Raw genomic sequence first — 11,007 nt, 5'->3', positions numbered from 1 at the left:
CGTTTGCTGTTCCTCGCGAGTGTCTTTTCGATCGATGTGTGTGCCTATGCGGTGATGAGTAACCATCTTCATGTTGTGCTGCATATCGATTCAGAAAGTGTGAAAAACTGGTCTGTCGTGGAGGTGTTAGAGCGCTGGCATAAACTTCATAAAGGCACGACCTTTACTCAGCAATACCTGCTTGGCGGCACGCTTCCAGCTTATGTGACCTCTGTAGCGGAAGCCGCCGCTGAAACCTACCGAGCACGCTTAATAGACATTAGCTGGTTTATGAAAGAGCTTAACGAGCCGATTGCACGGCGAGCCAATTTAGAAGACGAATGCACAGGTCACTTTTGGGAAGGACGCTTTAAATCCCAGGCTTTATTGGATGAAGCGGCGCTGATCGCTTGCATGGCCTATGTGGATTTAAACCCAGTCAGGTCGGGTATTAGTGACACTCCAGAAAGCTCCGATTTCACCAGCATTAAGAAGCGCGTGGTGGCCGTGAAAGAAAACAGCCAGCCCAAGACGCTGCATCCTTTTGTCGGTCATCCACGAAAAGACATGCCCAACGGTTTGCCTTTTAAACTGGCGGATTATTTAGAGCTGATCGAGATGACAGGGCGGATAGTGAAAGAGGGCAAAAAAGGCTCGATTGATGCCTCCTTACTTCCCATCCTACAGCGATTGAATATCTCGTCTGACAATTGGGTGTGTATTGCAACCGAGTTCGAAGCCAGAACAGGAAGAGTCGTCGGGCAGGCATCGTCCATTGACCAGTACTGCGAATCGCACCATCGCAGATGCAATCGAAAAAGCGCTCAGCGACTCGCCTGATTATTATTTAGTCTCGATTACTTGTTTTTATTCGGTATTTTTTAATATACGAGCAATGATTATGTTCCGTTAGGACTCTCAATAGCTTGATTTTATAGGCTTTATGGCGTGCCTGTCTTGATTATTCGAAGCCGAAGTGGAAGCGTTTTCGGGTAGGGATCGTCCATGACCAGTACTGCGAATCGCACCATCGCAGATGCAATCGAAAAAGTGCTCAGCGACTCGCCTGATTAGTATTTAGTCTCGCTTACTTGTCTTTATCCTGTATATTTTAATATGCGAACAATGCATATGTTTCGCTAGGGCACTCAATAGATTGATTTTATTGACTTTATGGTGTGCCTGTCTTGATTTTTCCTTAAGGAGGTCGCTTATATGTTGATCAAGTTTTACAGTGAAGAGTCGGCGAGTTTTGTTATGTTTGATAGTGTCGCCAATCAATTGCTTACCATGATGGGTCAGAGTGGCAGTACAGAAGGGGCAGTCAGTGGCGAAGCCTTGACCTCTGCTTTGGATCATTTGGCTTTGGCTATTACACATGAGAAGGAGAAAGCCGCTAGTGCTAACCCAGATGAATCGGAAGAGGTGGCGCTATCAGTCCGTGCTGCGCCACTAATAGCGATGCTACGTCGAGCCTGCGATGCTGATGGTTATGTAATGTGGCGTCCAGACTAATAATTCTATAGGACAGGCATATGAAAAAGCGTGTGATGTGGTGTCCAGACTAATAATTCTATAGGACAGGCATGTCAAAACATGAGCGTGCTTGTCCTCTTGTGATGGGGTAGGGAAGATAGCCCGAATTTTGGGTGATTAGGCGTATAACAATACGCAGTCCCAGCATGTGCTAAGTTCACCCTGTGGTGCTTGATGGGAGCTTAGCTAAATCAGCATAGCGGTAAAAATAGCATGATCCAAATTAGAGAGTATGAGCAATCAGACGCGCAGACCTTGTATGAACTTTTTTATCATACAGTTCGTCGTGTAAATGCGCGTGACTATTCTCGAGCTCAAGTAGAAGCATGGGCGCCGGATAATTTTGACTTTGAGGTATGGCGGCAAAAGATGGATTCTATTTCTCCTTTTATTGCCGAAATAGGAGGTGTAATGGTTGGTTACGCCGACCTTCAAAAAAACGGTTTAATCGATCATTTCTTTTGTCATCATGATTACCAAGGTAAAGGTGTCGCTCGTTGCCTTATGGAGCAGTTGTTTAGCGTTGGGGAATCGCGAGGCATTCACAAGTTTCGATCTGAGGTCAGTATTACTGCTCGGCCATTTTTTGAGTACTTTGGCTTTACGGTTATTAAAGAGCAAGAAGTGAAGGTTCGAGGACAAAACCTGAGAAACTTTATTATGGAAAAAGTTTGCTAGCATTCGCCAATCTGTATTTGCAACGCTAGGTCTAATGAAGCCCATTACGATGGCGAGAGACACTAAAGTCGTCATAAAAAAGACGTTACTGCACAGCAGGTTTTTTTGTTTCTGGCCTGACGACGCCAAACACTCATTCCAACTATTTCCTGAGCACTTATTCCCATATCAATATCACTGCCTGATCACAGGTTGTTTTTTCTATCGCTCCTGTGATGGACTGCTACGCAATATTTCATCAGAGGTGGTAAAATTTCATTATCTGGTTTTCAAATGAATTGAGCGAATTACTTTCTGTGGAGTATGTATGTCGGATAAAGGTCTTCTTGGGTCTGTGTATGAAAAAATTGCCAATGAAGAAGATGCGAGGGCGTGTGAGAAGATAGAAGACTCCGCGTGCAAACAGGTCCCAGGTAATTTTATAAAGCTGATCATTGCGCAATTTTTTACCAACTTAGGGGACGCTATTATTAACCCTAAAGTAACCTTGCCATGGATTTTACAAAGTGTCGGGGCGCCAGCCTATTTACTAGGGTGGTTGGTGCCGATTCGTGAATCAGGGTCTTTATTACCACAACTCGCGATCGCGAGTGTTATTCGTAAGTTGCCTATTCGAAAATGGGTCTGGATTGTTGGCAGTGTGATTCAGTCGCTGAGTATTGTGGCGATTGGTCTTATTGCTGTGGCGTTTAATGGTGCGCTAGCGGGTTGGCTAATTATGCTCTGTCTGGTTGTTTTTAGCTTAGCGAGAGGGCTGAGTTCAGTCGCGTCAAAAGATGTATTGGGCAAAACAGTGCCTAAAAGCCAGCGTGGTCAGGTGACGGGTTGGTCTGCAAGCGTTGCGGGCTTGGTTACCGTGGGCATAGCGATTGTAATGATGCTTAGTGCTTTTACGGAATTTGAGGCGAGTCCTGTTATTTATGGCTCTTGTTTGGTGGCAGCGGCCATGGTTTGGCTGATTGGCGCGGCGGTTTACTCTCGGGTGGTGGAATTTCCAGGCGAGGTTGATGGTGGTCGCAATGGCTTATTGGAAGCTTTGAAGCAGCTTAGCTTATTGAAAACAGATAGAGCGTTTCGTTTATTTGTGATCACCCGATCCTTGTTTCTTTGTACGGCTCTGAGCGCCCCTTATTACGTGGTGTTGGCTCAGCAAAAACTGGGTGGCGACGTATGGGTACTGGCCATGTTTTTGTTTGCTAGCGGCCTTGCCTCTCTTGTGTCTGCGCCTTTTTGGGGGCGCTTCTCGGACCGCTCTAGCAAGAAAGTCATGATGGTTGCTTGTGCTTTAAGCTCGGTTGTTGGTTTTGTATTGTTTGCTATTTCCTACTTTCAGCCCGCTTTGTTTAATAATATTTTGCTGTTACCGGTTTTGTATTTTCTGCTTACCATTGCCCATCAGGGCGTTCGAGTGGGTCGAAAAACCTATCTAGTGGATTTAGCGGATGGTAATAAACGCACCAGTTATGTGGCGGTGAGTAATACTGTGATTGGCGTTATGTTGCTGTTGATGAGCTTGATTGGCACGCTAACCCAGGTGATATCAATAGAAGGTTTGGTGCTGGTGTTTTCTGTTATGGCGATCGTTGGGGTGTTGATGGCGATGCGCTTACCAGAAGCCTAGGCAATCCCTAACAATCGAGTCCGTTAACACCGAGACAATAAAAAACCGCATCCGCTGACGTCGTAAGTCGCCTGATGCGGTTTTTTTTATCGCAAGGAATGACCCTTAGCGATTAGGACGGTAAATTTGCTTTCAGCCATGCGATAGCTTCAGGGTAGGGCGCTGGCATAGTAAGGCTATTAAGGGCTGTATTGAGCACCTCTAGATTACCTGTACAGAAGTTTAGATGCCCTACTTTACGACCGGGTCTAACGTCTTTTTGATACCAATACAGCTCTAGGCTCTTGATGTTTAACCACTGGTAATCAAGGTCGACACCAATAAGGTTTACCATCATGCTTTGGTTTTTGATTTCTGCTTCAACAAGAGGCAAGCCTGTTACTGCGCGAACGTGGTTTTCAAACTGACAAACATTGCTGCCAGCTTGGGTCCAGTGGCCACTGTTATGAACGCGTGGAGCAAGTTCATTAATAAGTAGTTCATCTCCGACACGGAAACATTCCATCGCCATAACGCCAACATAATCTAAAGCGTCCATTAATTTGCCTAGCATAGCTTCAGCGGTACTCTGGTACTGATCAAGGCGTTTCAACGGTGAAATAGAGGCGTATAAAATGCCATTGATGTGCAAGTTTAGAGTCAGTGGATAAAAGTACTTTTGACCGTCTTTGCCACGCACGCCGACCAAGGAAACTTCTTCATCAAAGTTTATGGCTTGCTCTGCGATCGCGTGGCCTTTCCAGTCATCAGGGATTTCCGATTGTTCGGCTTGCTTAAGCCAGTATTGTCCTTTGCCATCGTAACCGCCACGACGGCGTTTCATGAGTACGCGCTCACCTAAGGTCTGATACGCGTAGTCGGCAGTCGAGTCTTGCTCTACTGGAAACCAAGGCGCAGTCGCAAGCTCAAGGCGGTCTAGCCATTGTTTTTGCGTCAAGCGATCGGCCAGTTGAGGGAAGGTTGCCAAGTTAACAAAGTTCTTGTGTGTGGCCAGCTGCTTTGTGGCAACAGTTTCTGGCCACTCTTCGCGTTCCGCAGTGACTATGTCGTCGGCTTGCAGTGGTAACTCGTCGGTTGCTTCAATGTCGACAGGGCGAACATCAAGACCGAGCGGAGTGCCTGCTTGTTTTAGCATGGCGCCAAGTTGTCCAGCACCTAATACCCATAAAGTTGACATTTAGGCCTCGCGAGGATCAGGGTTAGCAAGAACAGTTTCCGTTTGTTGAGTACGGAACGCATCGATTTTTTTAGCCAATTCTGGGTCAGAGTTCGCAAGAATCTGACAAGCCAATAGGCCAGCATTAAAAGCACCAGCAGTACCTATGGCCAATGTGCCAACCGCCACGCCTTTAGGCATTTGAGCGATGGACAGTAAGCTGTCCATGCCGTTGAGCGCTTTACTTTGTACTGGCACACCTAGAACAGGCAGACGCGTATGCGCTGCAACCATGCCAGGTAAATGCGCGGCGCCGCCGGCGCCACCAATAATGACTTGAAATCCTTTTTCCGCAGCTTGTTCTGCAAACTCTGTGAGTTTCACTGGTGTTCTGTGAGCCGAAACCACTTCGACGTGATAACTCACGCCAAGTATGTCCATTATTTCAGCGGCACTTTCCATGGTGGCCCAGTCACTTTTCGATCCCATAATAAGGGCTACTTTTGCTTGCAAAACAATTCTCCTGCTGGCGGTTTTCAACGTGGTGTGCAGAGGGGCAGAGTTACGTTGATGGGTGAAATAGAGTCGCTTGTCATTACGTGGCCTATCACGTGAATGAAGCGAGTTTAATTGGGCGATAATATAGCCGATTTTGAGGAAAACAGCGAGGGTATTGCGGCCATTGCTGGTGAGATGAAGAAAACAGCGAGGCAAAAAAAGAGCGACTTAAAGTCGCTCTTTTAGGTATTGGTCATAATCTGGCACTCTGCGCTCAAACTCACTATCAAAAAGTGGCGAAGAGATTAAGAAGTTAGCAGAAGACACGCTGCAGGCGATGGGAATATTCCAGACCGCTGCAACACGTAACAAAGCCTTTATATCGGGGTCATGGGGCATAGGTTCAAAGGGGTCCCAAAAAAAGATGAGGACATCAATTTTACCTTCCGCGATTAACCCACCTAACTGCTGATCGCCACCAAGGGGACCGCTAATAAGCGCTTGAACCGGAACCTTTAACTGCTTCTGCATTAAGTTTCCGGTGGTCCCAGTGGCCATTAAGTTGTGCTTGATGAGCTTTTCTTTGTGCTTCTCAGCCCACTCAATAAGTTCTGGCTTCATGTTGTCATGCGCCACCAGAGCGACGTTTTTACGCACTGGTGTCGTGACGGTTTTTTTCAGCAAGACTTTGTTTGCCACAGTAGATTATTCCTCTGTTTCGCCAACTTTTACAATTTTCATCATGTTGGTTGTGCCATGACTGACTAGGTGATCACCTTTGGTTACGATAACAAGGTCGCCATCGTTGATTAAGCCCAAGGATTTAACGTGATCAACAAGGCCTTTTACGATGGTTTCAATGTTGAATTCTTTAGAAGAGAACGACACTGGAGTAACACCACGGTACAGGTTGACTTTGTTTAGTGTTGCTTGGTTTGGTGATAGAGCATAAATAGGCAAACCAGAACTAATGCGAGACATTAACAATGGCGTTGTGCCTGACTCGGTCAAACTAATGATCGCTTTAACACCTTCCAAATGGTTGGCAGCGTACATAGCTGACATAGCAATGGTTTCATCAATGTTCGTAAAAGTCACATCGATACGGTGTTTAGAGCGGTTGATCGCAGGTTGTTTCTCTGCGCCCAAACAAACACGGTTCATAGTTTGAATGACTTCTTCAGGGTACGCACCCGCCGCTGTTTCAGCAGACAACATAACCGCATCTGTTCCGTCTAATACCGCGTTTGCTACATCAAAAACCTCAGCACGGGTTGGCATAGCGCTGGTGATCATGGTTTCCATCATTTGTGTCGCCGTAATAACTGGGCGGTTCAATTGACGGCAACGTTTGATCATGTGCTTTTGTACGCCGATAAGCTCAGCATCGCCGATTTCGACACCCAGGTCACCACGCGCAACCATGACAGCATCAGAAGCTAGGATGATAGCGTCCAATGTTTCATTGTCTGCAACGGCTTCAGCTCGTTCAACTTTAGAAACGATACCCGCTTTCAGGCCAGCGGCTTCGGCCAATGCGCGCGCTTCATGAAGATCCGCCGCACTGCGTGGGAAAGAGACAGCAAGGTAATCCGCTTTTAATGCGGCGGCTGTTTTGATGTCTTCTTTGTCTTTTTCCGTTAATGCTGCAGCAGACAAGCCACCACCTTGGCGGTTGATGCCCTTGTTGTTTGATAAGGCGCCACCAACGATGACTTTAGTGATAACTTCTAAGCCTTTTACTTCAAGGACTTCAAGTACAACTCGGCCATCATCAAGTAATAAAATATTACCTGGTTGGGAGTCTTTTGCTAATTGTGGGTAGTCGATTCCGACACGAGTTTCATCGCCGTTGTTTTTATCAAAACCCACATCAAGAATGAAGGTTGCGCCGTCTGCTAGTTCTACTTTTGTGTCTTTAAAGCGAGCGATACGGATTTTAGGACCTTGTAGGTCGCCAAGGATAGCAACATGACGGCCATTTTTTTCCGCCATAGCACGAACAACGTTGGCGCGATCGATGTGATCTTCTGGTTGCCCATGGGAAAAATTAAGACGGAAAACATTGGCACCAGCAAGGATCAATTTCTCGATCATTTCAGGAGAGCTAGAAGCAGGACCAAGTGTTGCAACGATTTTTGTTCTACGAGTCATGATAGATTACCAAACATTAGAAAGCGTGTGACTGAGTATAAGATAGGACAAAGGCCGCGTCAGCAGCCTTTGTTAATAATGATTATTTAGCGCTCATTAATGCGATGGTATTGTCTAACATACGGTTAGAGAAGCCCCATTCGTTGTCATACCACGCCATGACTTTTACCAATTTGCCTTGAACGCGGGTTTGTGTCGCATCAAAATTGGAAGTGTAATCATTATGGTTAAAGTCGCTAGACACTAATGGCTCATGATTGACATGCAGCACTTGCGCCAAAATTGGATCCGCTTTTACTGCGTCTTCAATGATTTGGTTAACTTCTTCTACTGTCGTTTCGCGTGGTGCTAAGAAGGTCAAATCAACAAGCGATACGTTGATTGTTGGAACGCGAACCGCCATGCCGTCAAATTTACCAACTAGCTCAGGAACCACTAGGCCAACAGCCGCGGCAGCACCTGTTTTACTAGGAATCATGTTCATTGCTGCGGCACGAGCACGGTATAGATCGTCGTGATATACATCCGATAGACGCTGATCGTTGGTGTAAGAGTGGATGGTTGTCATTAAGCCACTTTCAATACCAAGCTTGTCGCTTAGTGGTTTAGCGATAGGGGCTAGGCAGTTGGTGGTACAAGATGCATTAGAGATGACCGTCATGTCAGAGGTCAATACATCTTGGTTTACCCCGTAAACGACGGTAGCGTCTACTTCTTTACCTGGTGCAGAAATGATGACTTTTTTAGCGCCGGCAGTAATGTGTGCGCTGGCTTTTTCTTTTGTCGTAAAGAAACCAGTACATTCATAGACAACGTCTACGCCTAACTCTGCCCAAGGAAGGTCTGCAGGGTTACGCTCAGAGAAAGTGCGAATTTTATCAGAGTTAACATACAGAGCTTCGTCGTCAAAGGTAACTTCGCCATTGAAACGGCCGTGCACTGTGTCGTATTTAGTCAGGTGAGCGTTGGTTTTAGAATCGCCAAGGTCATTAATTGCGACCACTTGAATTTGATCGCGCTTGCCTGATTCATATAGCGCTCTAAGTGTATTGCGTCCAATACGTCCGTATCCGTTGATTGCTACTTTAATAGTCATACTCACCTCTAAATATCGTGAAACTCCATTTGCTCTTACTCCACTTAAGAGAAAGACAAATGGATAAATGTATTCTTTGACGTAAAAATACTACATAACGTGATTTTCAAGCAAGGATAGCGCATGAAATAGGCGGTTATTGATTAAAAAATACGCGTCTGCAGTGTGTTTTTAAGATCATACAATAAAAAATGTTACTGATGGATGATATTTTAAAGGAAAAAAAGAGTTTTTGGGGCTTTTTATGTAAATTAATTACAATATTTTATTCTCATCCGCGATTTTTATGGTTTTTTAGGATGATTTTTTTTAAAAATGTAGTAATATTACAAAAAATGATTTCAGGTCAGTCGGGCAGTGACTGCTGTAGAAACGGAGTAAAGTATGAACCCTATCGTTACGAAAGTAACTGAAGCCATCATTGAGCGCAGCCAGTCTTTGCGTACTCAATACTTATCCGATATGAAGAAAGCACAAGAGCAAGGCCCTCATCGAGGTACTTTATCTTGCGGCAATCTAGCTCATGGTTTTGCAGCCTGTCAGCCGACTGATAAGCAGAAGCTAACATTAATGGAAGAGGCGAACATTGGCATCATCTCTTCTTATAACGACATGCTATCTGCGCACCAACCTTACGAAAACTACCCTGATCAAATCCGTAAAGCCGTTGCCGAAATGGGCAGTGTGGCGCAATTTGCGGGCGGCGTGCCAGCAATGTGCGATGGCGTGACACAAGGGCAAGATGGTATGGAGTTGAGCCTCTTTAGTCGCGACAACATCGCGCAAGGGGCAGCGATTGCTTTATCTCATAATATGTTTGATGCCGCTTTGTATTTAGGCATCTGTGACAAGATTGTACCAGGCCTACTGATTGCAGCCCTTCGTTTTGGTCACTTACCAGCCTTGTTTGTGCCTGCAGGCCCAATGCACTCAGGTATTTCTAATGCAGAAAAATCTGCCGTGCGTCAGCGTTATGCCCAAGGCCAAGCCAACCGTGAAGAGTTGCTTGAAGCTGAGTCTGCGTCTTACCACAGTGCAGGGACTTGTACCTTCTACGGCACAGCAAACTCTAACCAGTTGCTTGTCGAAATGATGGGGCTACAGTTACCAGGGTCATCGTTTGTGAACCCGAATGATGAATTACGTGGCGCACTGACGAAACACACCGCGCAATTGGCGACAAAAATCACCTCTTTAGGCCGTGATTACCGTCCTTTGTACGAAGTTGTTGATGAGCGCAGCATTGTGAATGCCATTGTCGGCCTATTGGCGACTGGTGGCTCTACTAACCATACGATGCACATTGTCGCGTTTGCTCGTGCCGCTGGCATCATTGTGACTTGGGATGATTTTGCCGCCTTGTCTAAAGTGGTTCCTTTATTGACGCGTATTTATCCGAATGGCCAAGCGGACATCAACCATTTCCACGCCGCTGGCGGCATGGCTTTCTTGGTTAAGCAGCTGCTAAAAGGTGGTTTGTTGCATGAAGATGTGATGACCATTGTGGGTAAAGGTTTGACGCATTACACCAAAGAGCCTTTCTTAGAAGGCGATAAGGTTGTGTGGCGTGATGGCACTGAGGAAAGTTTGGATCTAGACGTTGTCCGTCCAATCGAAGACCCGTTCAGCAAAGAGGGCGGTTTGTCCTTGCTAAAAGGTAATTTGGGCCGCGCGGTCATTAAAGTCTCTGCTGTTGCAGAAGAAAATCGAATTGTTGAAGCGCCAGCGGTGGTATTCCATAGTCAAAATGATTTGGCTGCGGCGATTTCTAATGGTGAGCTAGAGCGGGATTGCATTGCCGTGGTTCGCTTCCAAGGCCCCAAAGCAATTGGCATGCCTGAGTTGCATAAACTCACCCCTTATTTAGTTAACCTGCAAGACAAGGGCTATAAAGTCGCTTTGGTAACGGATGGCCGCATGTCGGGTGCCTCTGGCAAAGTACCAGCCGCGATTCACCTTACGCCTGAGGCGGTTGCTGGTGGTTTGATTGCTAAAATCCAAGAAGGTGACCTGATCCGCCTAGATGCGGTAGAAGGCACTATCTCTGTGCTTATTTCCGATGAAGAGCTGGCGTCTCGTAGCGCAGCTCAACAAGATTTAACTGGCTCCTACCAAGGTATGGGGCGTGAGCTATTTAGCGCTCAGCGTGCTCTCGTGAGCGGTGCTGAACAAGGTGCTTGTAGCTTGTTTAACGACTAATTGATGGTTTCCTCTGACTACTAACGTTTGTTAGTAATGGTGTTTAGGGCTTGCTTTGCAAGCCCTTTTTTTATGCACTAATAATGAGTA

At 46.2% G+C, this 11,007-nt stretch carries 10 protein-coding genes; 5 read left to right on the top strand and 5 right to left on the bottom strand.

What is annotated here, in order from left to right; all coding sequences use genetic code 11:
* The 4 genes from ACIGBN_RS14140 to ACIGBN_RS14125 form a co-directional block, all read left to right on the top strand.
* Positions 1–819, top strand: an 819-nt coding sequence (locus ACIGBN_RS14140) for a transposase (RefSeq protein WP_396666140.1), incomplete at its 5' end; no start/stop codon positions are given.
* Between the two features lie 375 nt (positions 820–1,194).
* Positions 1,195–1,494 carry a DUF1840 family protein gene (locus tag ACIGBN_RS14135; RefSeq protein WP_396666138.1) on the top strand — a complete coding sequence of 100 codons (300 nt, stop codon included), beginning with the start codon at positions 1,195–1,197 and terminating at the stop codon, positions 1,492–1,494.
* Positions 1,495–1,728: 234 nt separating this feature from the next.
* On the top strand, positions 1,729–2,193 hold the full coding sequence (locus ACIGBN_RS14130) for a GNAT family N-acetyltransferase (RefSeq protein ID WP_396666136.1): 465 nt from the start codon (positions 1,729–1,731) through the stop codon (positions 2,191–2,193).
* A gap of 307 nt (positions 2,194–2,500) precedes the next feature.
* Positions 2,501–3,814 carry an MFS transporter gene (locus ACIGBN_RS14125; protein WP_341564996.1) on the top strand — a complete coding sequence of 438 codons (1,314 nt, stop codon included), beginning with the start codon at positions 2,501–2,503 and terminating at the stop codon, positions 3,812–3,814.
* A 112-nt stretch (positions 3,815–3,926) separates the two neighbouring features.
* On the opposite strand, the gene purK is transcribed toward ACIGBN_RS14125, so the two are convergent.
* The 5 genes from purK to gap all read right to left on the bottom strand — a co-directional run bounded on the left by purK (position 3,927) and on the right by gap (position 8,718).
* Entirely contained in the window at positions 3,927–4,991 is a 1,065-nt protein-coding gene (gene purK, locus ACIGBN_RS14120; RefSeq protein ID WP_133004262.1) for a 5-(carboxyamino)imidazole ribonucleotide synthase, read from the bottom strand.
* Positions 4,992–5,483 carry a 5-(carboxyamino)imidazole ribonucleotide mutase gene (gene purE, locus ACIGBN_RS14115; protein ID WP_133004261.1) on the bottom strand — a complete coding sequence of 164 codons (492 nt, stop codon included), beginning with the start codon at positions 5,481–5,483 and terminating at the stop codon, positions 4,992–4,994.
* 213 nt (positions 5,484–5,696) lie between these two features.
* Entirely contained in the window at positions 5,697–6,167 is a 471-nt protein-coding gene (locus tag ACIGBN_RS14110; protein WP_133004260.1) for a methylglyoxal synthase, read from the bottom strand.
* Between the two features lie 6 nt (positions 6,168–6,173).
* Positions 6,174–7,622 carry a pyruvate kinase gene (gene pyk, locus ACIGBN_RS14105; protein ID WP_133004259.1) on the bottom strand — a complete coding sequence of 483 codons (1,449 nt, stop codon included), beginning with the start codon at positions 7,620–7,622 and terminating at the stop codon, positions 6,174–6,176.
* A gap of 82 nt (positions 7,623–7,704) precedes the next feature.
* Positions 7,705–8,718 (bottom strand): type I glyceraldehyde-3-phosphate dehydrogenase, encoded by a 1,014-nt coding sequence (gene gap / locus ACIGBN_RS14100; RefSeq protein WP_133004258.1) that lies wholly within the window; start codon positions 8,716–8,718, stop codon positions 7,705–7,707.
* Positions 8,719–9,102: 384 nt separating this feature from the next.
* On the opposite strand from gap, the gene edd reads away from it, so the two are divergent.
* Positions 9,103–10,917 carry a phosphogluconate dehydratase gene (gene edd, locus ACIGBN_RS14095; protein ID WP_133004257.1) on the top strand — a complete coding sequence of 605 codons (1,815 nt, stop codon included), beginning with the start codon at positions 9,103–9,105 and terminating at the stop codon, positions 10,915–10,917.
* Positions 10,918–11,007: the final 90 nt, after the last annotated feature.

Origin of the sequence: Marinomonas sp. NPDC078689 (genome assembly GCF_044542435.1) — a bacterium.
Lineage (GTDB): Bacteria > Pseudomonadota > Gammaproteobacteria > Pseudomonadales > Marinomonadaceae > Marinomonas > Marinomonas arenicola.
The sequence above is the reverse complement of the archived record's forward strand: the minus strand, read 5'-3'. Positions and strand labels throughout refer to the sequence as shown.

What these genes read in the sequence shown, in the direction of transcription:
- gap (WP_133004258.1), bottom strand. Translation starts at nt 8,718, where the DNA reads ATGACTATTAAAGTAGCAATCAACGGATACGGACGTATTGGACGCAAT.
- pyk (WP_133004259.1), bottom strand. Translation starts at nt 7,622, where the DNA reads ATGACTCGTAGAACAAAAATCGTTGCAACACTTGGTCCTGCTTCTAGC.
- edd (WP_133004257.1), top strand. Translation starts at nt 9,103, where the DNA reads ATGAACCCTATCGTTACGAAAGTAACTGAAGCCATCATTGAGCGCAGC.
- ACIGBN_RS14135 (WP_396666138.1), top strand. Translation starts at nt 1,195, where the DNA reads ATGTTGATCAAGTTTTACAGTGAAGAGTCGGCGAGTTTTGTTATGTTT.
- ACIGBN_RS14125 (WP_341564996.1), top strand. Translation starts at nt 2,501, where the DNA reads ATGTCGGATAAAGGTCTTCTTGGGTCTGTGTATGAAAAAATTGCCAAT.
- purK (WP_133004262.1), bottom strand. Translation starts at nt 4,991, where the DNA reads ATGTCAACTTTATGGGTATTAGGTGCTGGACAACTTGGCGCCATGCTA.
- ACIGBN_RS14130 (WP_396666136.1), top strand. Translation starts at nt 1,729, where the DNA reads ATGATCCAAATTAGAGAGTATGAGCAATCAGACGCGCAGACCTTGTAT.